The 16,556-nt window shown below is 61.0% G+C and carries 17 protein-coding genes and 1 tRNA gene; 4 read left to right on the top strand and 14 right to left on the bottom strand.

From position 1 onward, the window contains the following. Positions 1–94 precede the first annotated feature (94 nt). From AUR65_RS20435 to AUR65_RS10125, 3 genes are all read right to left on the bottom strand, one after another. Positions 95–223, bottom strand: a complete 129-nt coding sequence (locus AUR65_RS20435; protein WP_004042243.1) for a hypothetical protein — start codon at positions 221–223, stop codon at positions 95–97. 181 nt (positions 224–404) lie between these two features. Then, positions 405–593, bottom strand: a complete 189-nt coding sequence (locus tag AUR65_RS10130; protein ID WP_058566780.1) for a hypothetical protein — start codon at positions 591–593, stop codon at positions 405–407. A 395-nt stretch (positions 594–988) separates the two neighbouring features. After that, positions 989–2,020, bottom strand: coding sequence for a tyrosine-type recombinase/integrase (locus AUR65_RS10125; protein ID WP_058566779.1), 1,032 nt, complete (start codon positions 2,018–2,020; stop codon positions 989–991). Positions 2,021–2,929: 909 nt separating this feature from the next. Between AUR65_RS10125 and AUR65_RS19475 the strand changes: the two genes are divergently transcribed. Next, positions 2,930–3,793: a hypothetical protein gene (locus tag AUR65_RS19475; RefSeq protein WP_146047400.1), complete on the top strand. Its 864-nt coding sequence runs from the start codon at positions 2,930–2,932 to the stop codon at positions 3,791–3,793. 246 nt (positions 3,794–4,039) lie between these two features. Here AUR65_RS19475 and AUR65_RS10115 read toward each other — a convergent pair whose 3' ends face one another. The 3 genes from AUR65_RS10115 to AUR65_RS10100 all read right to left on the bottom strand — a co-directional run bounded on the left by AUR65_RS10115 (position 4,040) and on the right by AUR65_RS10100 (position 8,156). Further along, entirely contained in the window at positions 4,040–4,852 is an 813-nt protein-coding gene (locus AUR65_RS10115; protein ID WP_084816426.1) for a S1 family peptidase, read from the bottom strand. Between the two features lie 105 nt (positions 4,853–4,957). Next, a complete protein-coding gene (locus AUR65_RS10110) occupies positions 4,958–5,185 on the bottom strand; it encodes a hypothetical protein (protein ID WP_049967636.1) in 228 nt (75 codons plus the stop codon). 844 nt (positions 5,186–6,029) lie between these two features. Further along, positions 6,030–8,156, bottom strand: a complete 2,127-nt coding sequence (locus AUR65_RS10100; RefSeq protein WP_058566776.1) for a DUF7845 domain-containing protein — start codon at positions 8,154–8,156, stop codon at positions 6,030–6,032. Positions 8,157–8,287: 131 nt separating this feature from the next. Here AUR65_RS10100 and AUR65_RS20430 point away from each other — a divergent pair, with 131 nt between their 5' ends. After that, positions 8,288–8,422 (top strand): hypothetical protein, encoded by a 135-nt coding sequence (locus AUR65_RS20430; protein ID WP_269844091.1) that lies wholly within the window; start codon positions 8,288–8,290, stop codon positions 8,420–8,422. 299 nt (positions 8,423–8,721) lie between these two features. Here the strand turns inward: AUR65_RS20430 and AUR65_RS10090 are convergent, their stop codons facing one another. The 4 genes from AUR65_RS10090 to AUR65_RS10075 form a co-directional block, all read right to left on the bottom strand. Next, positions 8,722–9,186 (bottom strand): hypothetical protein, encoded by a 465-nt coding sequence (locus AUR65_RS10090; protein ID WP_058566775.1) that lies wholly within the window; start codon positions 9,184–9,186, stop codon positions 8,722–8,724. Next, positions 9,186–9,416 carry a DUF7563 family protein gene (locus tag AUR65_RS10085; RefSeq protein ID WP_103429258.1) on the bottom strand — a complete coding sequence of 77 codons (231 nt, stop codon included), beginning with the start codon at positions 9,414–9,416 and terminating at the stop codon, positions 9,186–9,188. The genes AUR65_RS10090 and AUR65_RS10085 overlap by 1 nt, the downstream gene beginning before the upstream one ends. A 177-nt stretch (positions 9,417–9,593) precedes the next feature. Beyond that, positions 9,594–9,667, bottom strand: a tRNA-Ile gene (locus AUR65_RS10080). A 182-nt stretch (positions 9,668–9,849) separates the two neighbouring features. Then, positions 9,850–10,437: an FxsA family protein gene (locus AUR65_RS10075; protein ID WP_199180589.1), complete on the bottom strand. Its 588-nt coding sequence runs from the start codon at positions 10,435–10,437 to the stop codon at positions 9,850–9,852. A gap of 171 nt (positions 10,438–10,608) precedes the next feature. Between AUR65_RS10075 and AUR65_RS10070 the strand changes: the two genes are divergently transcribed. Together AUR65_RS10070 and AUR65_RS10065 are read left to right on the top strand one after the other, a co-directional pair. Continuing rightward, positions 10,609–12,267, top strand: coding sequence for a DUF255 domain-containing protein (locus AUR65_RS10070; protein WP_058566772.1), 1,659 nt, complete (start codon positions 10,609–10,611; stop codon positions 12,265–12,267). Between the two features lie 74 nt (positions 12,268–12,341). Beyond that, positions 12,342–13,145, top strand: a complete 804-nt coding sequence (locus AUR65_RS10065; protein ID WP_058566771.1) for a TrmB family transcriptional regulator — start codon at positions 12,342–12,344, stop codon at positions 13,143–13,145. Positions 13,146–13,190: 45 nt separating this feature from the next. On the opposite strand, the gene mptA is transcribed toward AUR65_RS10065, so the two are convergent. The 4 genes from mptA to AUR65_RS10045 all read right to left on the bottom strand — a co-directional run bounded on the left by mptA (position 13,191) and on the right by AUR65_RS10045 (position 16,454). Beyond that, a complete protein-coding gene (gene mptA, locus AUR65_RS10060; RefSeq protein WP_058566770.1) occupies positions 13,191–14,117 on the bottom strand; it encodes a GTP cyclohydrolase MptA in 927 nt (308 codons plus the stop codon). Between the two features lie 81 nt (positions 14,118–14,198). Next, the gene (locus tag AUR65_RS10055) at positions 14,199–14,594 is read right to left on the bottom strand and encodes a DUF7124 domain-containing protein (protein WP_004975410.1); all 396 of its coding nucleotides are present in this window, start codon (positions 14,592–14,594) and stop codon (positions 14,199–14,201) included. Between the two features lie 156 nt (positions 14,595–14,750). Further along, complete coding sequence (locus AUR65_RS10050) at positions 14,751–14,990, bottom strand: hypothetical protein (protein ID WP_058566769.1); 240 nt, start codon at positions 14,988–14,990, stop codon at positions 14,751–14,753. Positions 14,991–15,212: 222 nt separating this feature from the next. Then, positions 15,213–16,454 (bottom strand): NAD(P)/FAD-dependent oxidoreductase, encoded by a 1,242-nt coding sequence (locus AUR65_RS10045; RefSeq protein WP_058566768.1) that lies wholly within the window; start codon positions 16,452–16,454, stop codon positions 15,213–15,215. Positions 16,455–16,556: the final 102 nt, after the last annotated feature.

The following is a 16,556-nucleotide window of genomic DNA, read 5'->3' as shown; positions in this document are numbered from 1 at the left end:
AAACGGACTCGCCGCCAACAGGGCGGGTCGCGGCGAGCGGGGTTGATGATGACTGCACGCGCAGTCACGGGGTCGAGGGTTGGTCCGAATCCTGTTAGTCGCCGGGCGTGTTACCGCGCTGGTACCGGCCGACCATCTTCCACATCGCCGCGTCGAGGTCCTCGCCGTCGGCGGCAGACTCAATCTGGCGGTACAGGTGTTCGGAGACGTCGATGGTTGGCATCACCAGCACATATGGCGTGTACGGATTTAATACTACTGGGATACAGAACTGAGTAAATTTATTCGGGGCGGACGGCCGTCGGGCTACAAAATCGGGAGACAGCACCGCCGCTCGGACGCGTGAGACGGTTGTCTCCGAGAGAAACTCGGATTGGAAGACGTGACAGAATCCAGAGTGTTCGCTACTGCCGCGCCTGCCGGAGCGACGCGCCGTCGAAGCGCTTCAACGCGAGTTCCCCCGCTTCGAGCGGGTCGACGGGCGTGTCGTGTTCGTCGTCCATGTGTTCCATCACGAGAACGCCGACGTTCTCGCGGGAGTCGGCCGTGGAGGTGTGGCCGCACCCGTGCAGACAGGTGAGTTCGTATTCCATGTTATTCGGTACCACAATCTATTGCGTGATATAGCTTTCTCTGTATTCGTCCATTCGACCAGCCGTGTGCTGGCAAATAAGGACGAATCTGTGTAAAGAGACGTGGGTTTGTACGGAATAATCGGATAGTTGAGTCAAACATTAGTTATTCTTCGTATCTGAATAGGCATCGCTCGGGGGAGCCGAGGCTTCGTCGCTGATTCGTCCCGACGACACGAACGACAGACCGAGCGTTCTTTCGGTCGGTAGTATCCGCAGAAGTTGGGTGGCCGGGGAGTTTGAGCCCCTAACTCACATCGGCAACGGATCGTTGCCAACGGGAGTGGGCCAACGCGGGTACTCCAAAGTGGACTTTTTCCTGAGGGCTAGCTACGGTGTACGAGGTAGCGAACATCTCAGATCTCCTCCGGAATAAACTCACGACGACGACGCATCCGGTCACGCGCGTTCGCCTTGTCGTAGTGCTTCTCCAGAACCTCCTCAGAAACATCGCCGCGTTCGCTCACAACCTCGCGCGGCGTCCCCGCATCACGGAACGCCGTGATCGAACCCTTCCGAATCGCGTGCGGACCCATGCTCGAGGGGCAGCCGGACGCCTGCGAGATATCCGTGTTCTCGCACGTCGAAGGATCGCGGTCGTGCGGACATCCCTCACCGATCACGCACGGGCGCGTCCATCTGTACGCCCATTGCTGGATCGTCCCGAGAGACGCCCGTCCCAACGTCGTAGTAAACAGCGGGAAACGGCCGTGGTCATCCTGCACCGAGTGCCGATTCGCCCGGATGTAATCCTCGATGACGCGCGCGACATCCGGCTGAATCGAAACATCGCGTTCGCCCTTGTACCCGTTCTTCAGACGAGTCTCAGTCTCCGGACGGTGGACGAACGACAGCGCATTCTCGTCCTTATCGAAATCCTTCAGATCGAGCGCGTGGAGGTCACCACGACGCGCGGACGTACGCCAGAACAGTAGGATAGCAACGTGGTGGGGCGTCGCGTACTCGAAGCGGTTCATATACTCGAGAATTGCCTTCGCCCGACCGGAATCGAGGAACTCCTCATCCACGTCCTCGCCCGGCTCGATCTTCGGCAGGCGAATCCGCTCGGAGAGCGATTCAGGAACCGCATCGATATCGCTCAGGTGATCGAGGAACCGGCGAAGCGTCGAGATCTGACCCTGCATCGTGACCGCGTTGCAGGGTTCGTTCTCACCGTTGTCCTCGCGCTTGTAGACCTGGTACGCGTGAACCGTCCGAAGGTCCACATCGTTCATGTTGTGAATCCCCTGAGAATCGAGCCAGTCGATGAACGATTGCAGCCGCGCCCGGTGGCTCTGGAGCGTCGTCGGACGAACATCGTACCGTCTCGCATCGAGGTAGTAGGACAGTCCCGCCTCGGGCGTGATCGGATCGAGATCGTCGCTCATTCTGCCACCTCCAGCTGCTCGAGGTCGTCGTCACAGTTACTCTGGAGTACGACTTCCTCACGAGAAAGTCGCTCACCACTCACCTTATCGCGGAGTTGATGGAACCGGCCGTCAACGTCCTGAGTGGACGCGCACCGTTGGCACCAGAAGTGGTCTTCCGCCGCTTCCCACGTTCGGTGTTCTCGCGGACATACGAACTGCCATCGGTCCGTCCGGTTCTCATCGCAAATGACCTGCGTAGTCGTCATCACAGTTGGGCGGCCACCCGTTTTGTAATAATACGCCCGCTCGTACGGGGAGTGAAAGTGAAAGTGAACGAATTGGCCGGACGTACCCCCGGAATCGGGCGTTTCTACGAGTGAAACTAAACGGTTCTTTGGCGACTGTGCGTGCGCTCGTGCGCGGGGTTCAAGAGCCCGCGGAAGTGAGTCGAACATGGCTTTCGTGGTCTGGTCACGGAAGCCCGCGCGGGCCTGCTGTCCTACCAGCGAGGTCCGCTTCTGCAGAACCTATCGGAGAGCGATAGGTTCGTGAAGGTGCTTCCGTCAGAACTTTTGAAGGACACCATTGTATTAGTTGTTTCGACAGAACTGGTTTGTTATGGATGACTGGTTTGTCAATAACAACCATCTCTCCGGGGAATTTATTCTCTTGAGTACAGACATTGAAACATGGCTGGACGACGAGAAACAGTATCTGACTCTGAGATACTAGAGATATTTATTCAGTCTCAGGATCCGTTTCTCACCACTAACGAGGTAGCAGACTCTATCGAATTCTCGAACGAAGGTGCTCGAAAGCGGCTATATGATTTAGCAGAACGAAGTCTCGTAGATTTCAAGCGCGTTGGCCGCAGTCCTGGCTGGTGGATCACATCACACGGTGAGGAATACTTGGAAAAGTCATAGAATGCCCGGGGAAAACCAAGCTGGTCAATTGAAAGAAACATTTCGATCAATAAACTACGTTAATGGTCTAATTAGGTCATACAACCTGGACGAATCAGCGGTAACACGGTACCGTCAGAGAAAGCAATTTAAAAAGTGGGCAGATTGGTTTGCATACGGCCTTATAATTGCCACGGGGATCATAATCTACTTCGCTTCCCGATTTGGCTACACTTCTGAAGGAGAGATTACAGGACAGTTTCTATTCGCCGCTATGGGTAGCTTTTCTCTTGCATCGGTTTTTGCATTAGTGAGCCTCGGATTCCAACTTGCCCTGTTAGGTTCAGAACTTGATGACGAGATTGTTGCGTGTCATGATTTGGCGGAAGCCTTCGATTCATTCAGACGCTCTGACCCATTGGATGTTGAGGAAATAGAACACCACCTGGTCTCGGCAAGGAATTCTATCGAAGTTCCAGGACTTCTTTCTAGACCTCATGCAGAGAAGATTCCCTACGATTTACGAAAAGAGATCATACAATACATTGACCGGTTTGAGACCGCTCGAGATCAAGAGCAGGTGCTAAACAACTCGTTCAGTCAGTTTGTGGAATATGTTTCCGCCGGAATCGTTCCAAAGGATGGGTCTGTGATTAATGAGTTGTCGAAGGATATTGAGTTAGATCCGACCCACCGACCGACGAAGGTTGAAGGTCTAAAAAGGGAAATTTCCGGTGTCAAGAACGGACTTCTTTCTGGAAGTATTGGAATTGTGTTCGTCGGTGTGATGATTACAGCTGTGTCTTACCCATTTATCGGGCTTGGGAATAGTCTGGGCTTGGGTGCCTTCGTTATGACTGGCTACGGATTCATTAGAGGCAGCTAATTCAAGCTACTTCTCTGTGTTATAAGCAATCGTATGCACCGGGGGACGATTCACGTGAATCTCGAGTGAACGAACATTGGTTCTTTTTATACTCCGGTGACCCGTGATCGCGACCGTCCCAGTCTCCTAGTCGAATCACCCCGAATCTATGCACGTCCTCGAAGTTGCCGACGTTGAAAATGCATACATCGAGGACGACGTATACATTCGCACCTGACCCCTGGGGGTTGTGTCCTATAACCCCTTTTAGCTAGAATCTCCTGACTCAATCCGTTGGATGATCTCCTCGATAAGTTCTGCATACCACGCAGTATTCAGATCTAACCACCTACCTTCTCCTTCTGAAGTTGCTTGCTGGAGAGTCGCCGAATGGACGCCAAGTAGTCTATACGCAGCTCCAGACAGATTCACTCCCTCGTGAATTATTAGTGTGACCGGTCCCGCTAAAACGGGACTTCCACTTGTACCCGGGTGCATCCGAGCGTCCGTTAAGAAAGCTGGCAATCCATTGTACGGTAGTCCGTATTGAGTTGATGCAATTGCATTTCGGGTTACCGGGAAATCATACATCTGGTCAATGTATTGTCCCGGATATCCCACAATCTGCGTTCTATCTCCTGCACGGACTCGGTCCTTGTCTGACAGAATCGAATCGGAATTGAATGCCCGACTCCCTGTCTCAATAGATTGTTCGTCACTTATTCCGATACTTGGGTTTATCGAGCCCAAATCAAAATCAAGAGGTATTACAGCAATGTCAACATTATTCTGCGGGTGTGTGTACCAGTCTTCATTTTTTCCAGCTATGAGAGAAATATCGTGAAACTCTCTATTCCCCAAGTCGCCCGCCAAACGGGTGAATATCCGTATCGATTCTAGTTCCTCTTCACCAGACTCCCTCTCGACAACATGTCTATTCGTTACTAAGTACGTATTCTCCTCTGAATTATAGAAAAAACCAGTAGCATGCCCTTCCTCGTGAGGAAACCTAATGCGAGTGACTGTCTGGTAGATTGGGGTGACAGTAGACTGGTACCAACTGTTTGATGAATCGCCCATCTGTTTTCGAATCTACAAATTCGCAGAATACGACTAAAATCATTCCCCGTTCATCCTGCCACTACCTGCGATTTCGAGTGCTACACATTTCCCATGGTGCGATCTCTACTTTACCAGCCCCTGCAGCAGCTCGGTCTCGTGAAGCGGTTGGATCGGGCCGTCCTCCGGCACCGGCCGAACGACGTAGACGCCTTTGCCGAGTCGTTGGACGTGCATGCTCTGTTCTTCACGTTCGTCTTCATCGGCAACGATGACGCCGTCGAGGACGAGATCGTCGCGGTCGAGTGCAACAAGCGGGGTGCCGTCGTGGTTTCGGAGCTTTCGGAATACCATTGCTGACACCTCACCGGCCACCCAACCCTACTTAGTTCTATCTCCTAAGTCACCCATTACGAATACAGGCCGTGGTCGGTGTCGAACGTAAAATTGCTAGACAGCGTACACTTCGAGAAACTGCCACCACCACACACCCCCCCTGGCGGCGTATAATTACTTACTATATGGTTCGGTTTGGCGGGGTTCCGGTGGTGGTCGTCCCTGGTGGTGAGTCGATTTCGGGTGTTGGGGTGCTCGAGGAGCTGAAAGAGCAGCTGTGGGTCAAGCGAATTAGATTGAATGGACAGATGTCCGGGATATGCATTCTAAGATATGTGCTGCATCACCTCAACCACATTGGTGACTACATCTAGCTGATCAACTATAAGATAGGTAAACCAACGCTCTATATTTTGTATATTTTGTTCATATGTAACGTGTATATTCGATCTAATTTGGACATCTATTCTAATTTTTATCATTTTTCTAATCTTTCATATGTTCAGTAATATCCACGTGTCACTTAAAGAACGATTCAGGAGTGCCAAATGAGACTGCTAAAACCAGTTTAGGTGAGAAAATTTTGCGCAGGCAAGCCGCGCCGAGTAGGCGCGGCGACCCCCATTTCATCTGTTTCATCTGAAGCCACCGAAGGTGGCTGAAGTAATCTGTAGGTGTGGCTCTTTAGCCACACATCTAACGGAGAATTCGGGGACACCCCCGAATTCGGAGTGCCCGCGGTCGCGGTCGCTATCCGGTCGAATCGATATACGAGAAAATTCGCCCGCTACACCCCTGAAAACGCTGCAAAAGAAGCCGCTTTCTCACCAGAAGGATAGTGTCGCCACTCAGCAGTCGTGCGCTATCTGGCGAGTTTGACCACGTTCGAACCGAAGAGACTCTTCAGTTCGTGGAGCTGGAAGACGACCCGCTTCGACGTATCGAGCGCGGTCGCCTCGATCTCGAACTCGCGGGCGAACTCCACCTGCGGATCACCGGTCACCCGCGACCAGGCGTTGACGCCCGACCGGATGAGCCGCCGGATCTCCGAGCGCGACTTCTGCGGAGCCAGCTCGAGGCGCTCGCGGTACTCGCCGTCCTTCCGGTTGCGGACCCAATGGCGGAGCCAATGAGACCACGGATCGTCGCTCTCACCGTAGGTGTCCGCGCGGATGATGTCGGCCGCGGCCTCCTCGAGAGTACATTCGACGGTGCGCTTGGCCGACTCGATGTGTTCGACGATCCCGTTGGCGATGTGCTTCGAAGCCAGTTCGACGTGACCGTACTCGTGGATCACCAGCTCACCGAGTCGCTTCAGCGCGCTGTAGACCGTGCTGATGTCCTTCCCGATCCGATCCGCAAGATCGGCAGGCGAGACGTTCCCGCCGTCGGTCACCAGCTCGTCAACGAGCGCCACGTCGGTCTCGTTCATATTCCCCGCGACCGCGAACTTCCGAATCTCGTCGTCCTGTTGTTGAGCGATTCGGGGAAGCTGGTTCTCGATGACCTTGACCATCCGCGCTTCACCGTCAGCTTCGAAGTAGTCGTCCGCGACGTACTTCTGGTGGTCCGGCGTCGTCGGGAGATCCGACCAGTTCAGGACGTTCAGGAGCGCTTCATCAAGTTCGCGGTAGAGTCGATCCACGTCGTTGAATCGAAGCGTGTCGTCGTACAGCGAGTTCTGATAGGAGACCCCGATCTTCGGGTTCTCGAGGACGGTCCCTTCGACAGCGTCGGGGTTCCGGACGTGGTAGTGTTTGAACTCTTTCGGTAGCTCGTGACCACCGACGACTTCAGCGGCGCGCATCGCGCAGATCGTCGCGGTGTGGTAGTACCCGCGGCACTTCCGGTCGTCACGGACGCTCTTCGCGTAGCCGCGCCGCTCGCGGCCGAGAATCATCGACAGCCGATGAAGTGTCCCGTCGATTGCGAAGACGCCGCCCGTCTCCCCCTTCTTGCCGCGCACATATAGCTCGGCGTCGGTGATGTTCGAGGACTTGTGGATATTCTCCGGGCTGCAGGTCTCTGGACGGATTTCAGTAAACGAACTCCAGCCGAATTCGGTCTGCCGCTCGCGAAGTTCACCGAGCGCCTGGTAGAGAAGCGTCGGGTAGTCGGTGAACTCGAAATAGCTCCCTCGAGTCTCCACGTCAACACCGAGAATGCCGTGCGGGTTCGGGATAGTCTGGCCGCTCTTCGATTCGACACCCGGCCACCGCGGTCGGACCCGGAAGTACGCGCGCTTCCGGTTGTCGGCCTTCGCTTCACCGAAGCTCTGGTACGCGCCGGGGTAGATGTGGATCGTGAACTCCGGCACGTCCTCGAGCCGCCAGTCGTACCGACCGAGATCGGCGTCGTCGTCAGGAACAGCGAGACCGGGGTTATCCGCGTAGCCGAACTCGATGTTCCACTCGTCTCCGTCGTAGTCGAAACCAGTCCGAAGCCGACCGTACTCTTCGAAATCGTGCATCTTGTAGAGCGAGACGAGACCGAAGTACGCGGAGAGAGCGTCATCCCACTTCAGGTACGCGGAGAACTCGTGTTCTTGGGGCAGGAGGTACTTCCGGAGAGCCGAGACTCCCTGCGTGGTGTCCTGCCCGCGCATCGTCCGCGCGCGAGCCCCACGCTTCAGTTTCCGCCCGTGTTCCTGTGCTTCTGAACAGGCGTAGAAGTGGTCCTCACGAACGTCTTTCCGGATATGGGTGCCACCACAGAAGCGACACTCGCCGGTCGGCTCCAGGTCGCAGTTCCATTCGTGTTCGAGCGCGGCTTCCTTGGTCTCGAAAGTCCCCTGGCAGTACCGGCAGGCGGCGACGTACTCCGGAAGTTCGAAACTGGTGTCGTCCGCTTCATCTTCGACCGTCGATCCGGGCTCGTAGCCGTTGTCAACTGAAGACGAAACCGAATCCTCATCATCAGCCGTGACCGCGGCCGCGTCCTCTAGGACAGAGAACTCCGCGACGATCTCCCCGGAACTCTCGTCGCTCACCGTCGAGCACCACCGGAAAGTCGCGCGGGAATCTCCACATCCTGCGCCAGTTGCCCGGTCGCGAGGCTCGTCGAGTCGTACCCGCAGCGACCGCAAACGATAGTCGTCGGGACCGGGCCGCGCGACCATCGATGATCACCGGGCTCGCAGGGACCAATCTCCGCCCGCTCACGGAGTTCTTCGAGGAGAACGGAGCGATGGTCCACGTCGGCACGAGAGCGCCACGAGACGACCCAGACGGGCCGATGTTCGACTGTCTCGACTAACGTGGTGAGAACCTCACGAGCGCCGCCACGCGAAAGGTGGCGACGATACTGCGCTTCGAAGTTGACCGAGTTCCACGCGACAAGCGCGGGATCGTCTACCCGATCATCCTCGGCGGTCGATTCGACTCGGTTACGAGCTGTCTCGAGTCGCTTCGGCGGCGCGAGGACCGGCAGGTTCCGATCGGTGATCTCTTCGACCCATTCGGGTGCATCGCGCACGACAGCGAAGACGGACGCGGACCGCGGCGGTGTCGCAACCCCGTTGGTCAATCGTGCGAAGTACGTCCCACGCAGGCGGGTCATCGTTCCACCTCGTCGGGCGAGAACACGCGCGACCAGGCGAACTGCGCGTAGCTTGAGCGCGCGTCCCGGTCGATCCACGAGAAATCGAACTCGTCAACGAGGGTCGCGGGGACGATCTTCGCGGCGATGATGTCGCGCGCGGGAGTCGGCGCGCAGACGGCGAAGAGATAGACGCCAGCTTCCTCGAGGAGATGGTCGTGCTGGCTCTGTCGAATCAGGAACCGACCGCGGCGCTGATCCTCGCCGTAGACGACCATCGCGCTCTTGATCTCCACGACGGTCCCGGTCTCGAGAAGACAGATCCCGACGAACGGCAGCTGTCGACTCGGAGCGACGAGTGAGACGGTAACGGCGTCGTGGTGCTCGGCAGTCTCGTCGGAGACGTACCGAAAGTCGGGGTGGCGCTGGAGAAGCGTGGCTTCGACTGTATTGCCCGCGCGCTTCGATGGAGCGATCCCCATCAGGACCACCGCTCGGGATTACCGCCGTGGCGACCGGGCGCTTCTTGCGGGTCGGGGATGGGAACGTCGAGCCCGCCCGCGGAGCCGCGCTGCAGGCGAACCAGCGTGTCGCACTCGCGACAGCGGTGCGCGCGGTCGTCACTATCTCCGTAGACGCGGCGGAAGTCGTGAGTGACGTGAGAGTCGCAGTAGAGACACCGCTTTTTCTGAGCGGCCTTGGCGAGTCTCACCGCCACGCGAACTCACCCCCGGCTAAACTAATCGCTGTACGTAGTGGGGGTGCGGTAGGATACTTGTTGAGTTGACGCGAGAGAACCCTCTCTCGATTTTGGTTATCGTCAGAATCTGGGTGGCTGGGGAGCCATGAAGCCCAATTTACTTCGGCAAGGTGCCGAGTAAATTTTGGATGGGCCAACGCGGATTTGAACCGCGGGCCTCCCGGTTATCAGCCGAGCGCTCAACCTGACTGAGCTATTGGCCCAGGTAAGCGCATTCACTCGTTGTGCGCTGTTGATTTTAAGACTTTCTTTTCGGAGGCGCGTTGGTGCGTGTTAGTGAATGTCGTCGCCGTCGGTCGATTGCGGGACTCGAACCGCGAGCGAATCGGGCGGCTACGCACGTGCAACCGCCGACGAGAACCGATACGAGAAGAGAACCGACGCGTTACTCGGAGTCTTTGCCGTCGAACCGGTAGGAGTCGGGGTCGGCGTCGTAGACGCCGTCACCGCCGCTACTACTACCGCTCCCGCCGCTTCCGCCCGAACCGCTTCCACCGCTCGGGCCGGGCGAGCCACCGGGTCCACCGGGGCCGCCGGGACCGAAGTCGCCCTGCGGGAAGCCGGTCGTCCAGACGTTGCCGGTGACGAAGCCGTCGGCGCGCTTGTCGAGGTACGGCTTGACGACGAAGCGCTTGAGCACCTCGCGGATGGGGTACCGAGTCACCGGGATGGCGAGCAGGAAGCCGATGGTGTCGGTGACGAGCCCCGGCGTGAGGAGGAACGCGCCCGCGGCGATGAGCAGGCCGCCGTCCATGACCTCGTTCGTCGGGAGGTCGCCCCCGGCGAACTTCGACTGGAGGCTTCTGAGGGTGTGTCGCCCCTCGGCGCGGACGATGAGCATCCCGACGAGCCCGGTCAGGACGACGAGCGCGACGGTCGGCACGAGGTTGATGTACTGCGCGACGACCACGAGTAGCAACGCGTCGGAGAGGGGGATGAGGAGCAAGAGCGCCATCAGCGTGCGCGTTCGCATGGGCGACACTACCGGGTCGCGGCCCATAGCCCTTTTGTCCCGCCCGCGGCGCGCCGGGCTCCCGAATCCGTCCGCGACGGCCGTCGAGGAACTCGCGCGACCCGCCGACGGCGACCGGTCGTGCCACGAGGGCTCGAAGCGCTTACCCGCGTCCACCGCGGATGGGTGGACATGACCGACGAGACGCGCGTCGAATGGCGAGAGTGGGGTCCCGACGCGTTCGCCGAGGCGCGAGCGGCGGACAAGCCGATTCTGCTGTCGCTGTCGGCGACGTGGTGCGAGGACTGTCACGAGATGGACGCCGAGACGTACGCGGAGCCGCGAATCGCGGCGAACCTCAACGACGGCTTCGTTCCGATTCGGGTGAACGTGGACCGCCAACCGCGTATCCGCGAGCGGTACAACATGGGCGGCTTCCCCTCGACCGTCTTCCTCGCGCCCGACGGCCACCCCATCACGGGCGCGACGTTCATCGGCCCCGACGGCATGCGGCAGGTCATCGACCGCGTGCGCGAAGTGTGGGAGAAGAAGGGCGCTGACGCCGGCCGTCTCCCGCGGGCGCTCAGAGGCGACCTCCCTCCCGCTGGCGAGGTTTCCCCCCGAATCGAGTCGCACCTCGCCGGCCAGTTGGAAGTCACCTTCGACGAGGCTCACGGCGGCTGGGGCGACGCCGCGAAGTTCCCGCTCCCGCGGACCGTCGAGTTCGCGCTGAAGCGCGACCGAAGCCGGGCGCTCCGGTCGCTCGACGCGATTCGCGACGGCCTGTACGACCCCGTCGAGGGCGGCTTCTTCCGCTACGCCGACGACGCCGCGTGGTCGAAGCCGAACCGCGAGAAGACGCTCGAATCGAACGCCGCGCTCCTGCGGGCGTTCGCCAACGGCTACCGCTACACCGGCGAGGACGCCTACCTCGACCCGGCCGCGGGAACCGCCGAGTTCCTCGTCGACTCGCTGTGGACGGGAACCGGCTTCGCGGGGAGCATGGGTCCCGCCGCGGGGACGGACTACTACCTCCTGGGCAAGGAGGGCCGCGACAACGCCCCCGGCCCGCGGACCGACCTCACGGTGTACGCCGGCGGCAACGCCCTCGCCGCGGACGCGCTGTTGGTGCTGGCGGGGCTCACCGACGACGAGCGGGCCCGCGAGTTCGGCTCTCGCGCGCTCGCTCGCGTCGCCGAGGACCTCGTGGACGACGGCGTCGTGACTCACTTCCGGTCCGGCGGCGACGCGGGCGAGACGCTCCTGCTCGAAGACCAGGCGCGCGTGGTCGCCGCCGCCTGCCGCGCCCGGCAGGTACTGGGCGACGAATCGGTGGCGGGCGACCCGCTTCTAGACTTCGCCGCCGACGCCGCCGACGCCGCCATCGACGAACTGTTCGACGAGGGCTCGTTCCTCGACGGCCCCGCGAGCGGCGAGGCGCTCCTGTCGTCGCCGCTCCGCCCGCTCGACGGGAACGTGGAGATGGCGAACGCGCTGCTCGACCTCGCGGCGCTCACGGGCGACGAGCGCTACCGCGAGGTGGCACAGGAGACCATCGCCGCGTTCGCTGGCGCGTGGGACCGCATCGGCGTGCAGGTCGCCGCCTACGGGACCGCGGCGGCGCGCCTGCTCCGCGACCCGCTTCTCGTCGAACTCAACGACGGCGTCGGCTCCGACCTCCACCGGGCGGCGCTTCGCGTCGCGGACCACGAGGCGCTCGTGGTTCCCGACGCCGACGCCGACGACCTCGCCGACGGGACCGCGCGCGTCAGCGCCGGCGAGACGAAGGTGGAAGCAACCACTCCCGAGGAGTTGATGCAGGCGGTCTCCTCAGTCACGCCCGACGCCTGACCGCGACCGTCGGCAACCGAAGGCGGGTGTAAACATCCGGTTTGTTTATCAAGGAGAAACGTGACGGACGGTGCATGACCAGTCTGCGAGACCTCGGGTTATCCGAGTACGAAGCCCGGGCCTACCGCGCGCTCCTGCGAACGGGGGCGACGACGGCCAAGGAGTTATCGCGCGCCAGCGACGTGCCCATGGGCCGCGTTTACGACGTGCTGAACAGCCTCGAACAGTACCACCTCATCCGGAGTCAGGCGGCCAGCCGGCCGAAGAAGTACGTCGCCGTCGAGCCCGACACGGCGCTCGACCGCCTGCTCGAATCGAAGCGCCAAGAGCTGGCCGAGAAGGCCGAGCAGTACGAAAACGTCGTCGCCGAACTGACCGACGAACTCGACGCCGCGGAGCCGGTCCACGACCAGTTCTGGACGGCCGCGGTCGGCGCGGACGAGACCATCGACCTGCTCGTCGAGCGACTCGCGGCGGCCGACGACTCGCTCGTGATGGTCGCCGGGACGCCCTCGCCGCAGTTCGACCTCGACGCCGTCGGCGACCTCGTCGTCGACGAACTGGAGGCCGCCCTCGACCGCGGAGTCGAGGTTTCGATGCTCATGTCGCCCGGCCTCGTCGACAGCCTCCCCGAGAGCGTCGGCCAGAGCTACATGGACCGGCTGTCGAGCGCGGAGAACTTCCACGTGCGGACCGCGGAGAACGTCACGGGCGTGTTCAACCTCATCGACGACGTGGAGGTCTGCATCGAGGTGCCGAACCCCCTCAACCCCGGACAGGCGTTCGCCATGATAGACCTGAAAGACCCCGAGTTCGCGGCGAACCTGCGAGAGACGTTCGACCCGCGCTGGGAGGAAGCGGCACCGCTCCCGCTGTAGGCGACTCGGAAAGAGAAAACGGTCGGGTCCGGGTTGCGGTCCCGTTCAGGCGTCGAGTTCGTCGCGGAGCTGTCCCAGCGTCACCTCGCGCTCGGCGTGCGCGTTGTGCTGGTGAATCGACTCGTCGTTCGACTGTTTCATGTGGACCACCGCGTCGTCGCCGAGGTGGTCGAGCGCCTCGATGGACATCTCGGCCATCGAGCGGACGCAGTCCTCGACGAACTTCGCGTTCGCGTGGGCGTGGTAGGTCATGTGGTCCTCGTCGGGGCGCTTCGCGAGGTTGTAGATGCGCGCCGACATCGAGTCGCGGGCGATGTCGATGAGGTCCATGAGGTCGACCTCCGGCGAGCCCTCCGTCTCGACGGTGAGCGTGGCGTGGCCGCGCTGGGAGTGACCCGGCTGTGGGACCTTGTCGAGGAACTCCTCGATGGTGTCGTCGTCCACGGAGAGGTCCTGTAACACGTCGCGGGCTCGGGAGGCGGACATGCCCTGCGAGCAGGGGCAGACGGTCATGCCGACCACTTCCGCGCCGATTTCCTCGCGGGTTCCCTCGTCGGTCGCGGTGGCGCTGGCGATAATCTGTGCGGTGCTCTGGGTGGAGAGTCCGCTGGCGGGGGTGTCCTCGCGGACGACGAGTTCGGCGGTCATGCTGACCTCGGCGGTCGTCGTGTACTCGTGTTTCGCGAGGAGGCGCTCGGCGGCGTCGCCACACATGTCCTCGACGCGGTAGGCCGGCTCGGAGACGGCGGCTTCGAGGACCTCGTCGATGACCTGCATATTTCGGCTCATGTCGATGCCCTTGCGGCCGCCGGGGAGGTCGACGAAGACCTCGAACTCAGCCATCAAGACGAGGGGTCGCTTCCCGTCGCGGGCGATCTTGACGAGCTTCTCGACGCCTGTGACGCCGACCTGGCTCAGCCCGACAGTCACGTCCGGCTGGGAGGCCTGTACGTCAGGCAACTGGTGACTCATCGAAGGATAAAAAGTGCCGTTGCTGATTAGTGCTTTCGATAGGGGAACAGAATCGCGGGCGAACGCCCCGCTGTGCTCCGACTAAGGCCAGTCGTCGCGCCCCTCGTCCTCGAAGGGGTCGGCGGGGGCGTCGTCGTCGCCGGCGAGCACCCATTCGGCGGCCTCGGCGGCGTCCTCGACGGGGAGGTACTCCCAGCCGGTCTCCTCGGCCACCGCGCGGTCCTCGTCGGACGTGCCGACGAAGACGTGCCGGTCGGTGTCGAACTGGCGCATCACGTTTTCGAGGCTCTCCTTGACGCCGCGCGGTCCGGAGAAGAAGTCCTGCCGGATGCGCTCTTTCCGGGTGAAGTTCGTCACGACGTAGGTCGGCTTCTCGCTCACCACGCCGATGTACTTCGTCCACGTTCGGGCGTCCGAAAACGCCGCGTTCGGGTCGCCGAGCTGCTTGAGCGCGGAGAGTTCGAACGCGAGCGTCATCGTTCCTTGGCCGCCACCTGTTGCCATACCCGGCGATAGGCGGCGACGCGTGGAAAACGACTTCGGTCCCGGCCGTCCGCGAGCGAGAGACCGGCGGCTCGGGTGCGGCCGAGACGGCTGAGAACGCGAGCGGTGGAGAACGAACGTGGAACGGCGTTACTGAACGCGAACGTAGTCGGTGAACACCACGATGTCGCCCCGCGAGAGCCGCGAGGTGGTCGTATCGATATCGAGCGTGCCGGCGGGGCTAGCGGTCGCGAGCGCGTGTTGGGTCCGCTCGCTCAACTCGTCGAAGTGATGGACGCGAGCGCCCGGCGGTACGTCGGTGACGGGAGCGACGGTCGGTGGCGTGACGGCGTCCGGCGAAGACGGCGGCTGTCCGTCTTTAGATGACATGTGGTAACACACACCACGAATAGAGATAAATGTTTGGCCGTCGGGGCGTGGAACGACGAGAGAGTAGGCTGACTGGAGGACGTCGAGTGCACCGGACGAAAGAGAGCCAAAACGAGAGCGAGCGAACCGCGAACCGGGGGCGGCGCGGCGCGCGAGCCGACTTTCGGCGGGACACGCGCAGACGCGGCTGACCGGGTGAAAACAGCGGGAACGGGTCCCGAGTTACTGCTCTGCCGCCGCGCCTTCGAGGTCGTCGAGCTGGAAGTCCTGCTTGACGAGGACTTCCTTCTGACCGCTCACGTCGACCTGTTCGCGCATGAGCTTCTTGTACTTCGTCTGCGGCGAGAGGTCGCCGATGAGGACGCCGCCGACGATTTTGCCGTCCTTGATGGCGAGACGCCGCCACTCGGTGTCGGAGTACTTGGCCTCGACGTGGTCGTCGCCGAGCGTCGGGTGGCCGAACGAGAGGAACGGGAAGTCGAAGTGGGTGATGGAGTACGACGAGACCCAGCGGAACTCCTCGGAGCCGTAGTCGACCATGTTCTTGGCCGCGATGGTGCCCTGCTCTTTGGCGGAGCCCCACGCGCCGTTCTGGGCGCGGTCGCCGAGGATGAGGTCGTGGAACTCGGTGATGTCACCGGCCGCGAAGATGTCCTCGTGGTTCGTCCGCATGAACTCGTCCGTGTAGATGCCGTTGTCGTACTCGATGTCGGTGCCACCGAGAATCTCCGTGTTGAAGTTCAGGCCGATGGCGATGCCGACGAAGTCGGCGTCGTAGCGGTCGCCGTTGGGGTCGACGGCGGTCGTGACGCGGTCGTCGTCGTCGACCTCGAAGTGGTCGACGCCGGAGTCGAAGACGGGTTCGACGTTGCGCTCGCGGAGCGCCTCGTGGATGATTTCCGCGCCTTCCTCGGAGAGCGCGTAGCGCCACCACGCCTTGCCGCGCATGAGGTACTTGCCCTCAACTTCTTGGGCGGCCGTGATGGCCGCGAGGTCGATGCCGAGCAGGCCCGCGCCGATGACGACGGAGTTGTCCGCGCCCTCGATGTGCTCTTTGATGTCGCGGGCGTCCTGGAACGTCCAGAAGTGGTGGATACCCTCGGCGTCGGAGTTCTCGACGGGGAGTTGGGTCGGCGTGCCGCCGATGGCGAGGAGGAGTTTGTCGTAGTCGTACTCGGTGCCGTCGTGGGCGGTGACGGTGTGGCCCTCGGGGTCGATGTCCGTGACGAGCGTGTTGAGTTCGAGGTCAACGTCGCGGTCGTCGTACCACGACTCGTCGTGGATGGAGATGGGGGCCTCGGGCAGTTTGCCCTTGGCGAATTCCTTGATGAGAATGCGGTTGTACAGCGGTTCGCCCTCGTCCGTGATGATGGTGATGTCGGCGTCGGGTTCCTCTTCGCGGAGTGTCTCAGCCGCTGAGGCCCCGGCGATACCGTCGCCGACGATCACGTACGATTGGCTCATGACCCGACGTTTGTATTCGGGGTTAATGTGGATTGCTATCTCCCTCATGATTGTTTTGCAGGCGGAAATCGGGGCGAGATGGGGAGACGGGAGCCGAATCGC

This window comes from Haloferax marisrubri (genome assembly GCF_001469875.2).
GTDB classification, from domain to species: domain Archaea; phylum Halobacteriota; class Halobacteria; order Halobacteriales; family Haloferacaceae; genus Haloferax; species Haloferax marisrubri.
This window is presented reverse-complemented; position numbering and strand designations above follow the sequence as displayed.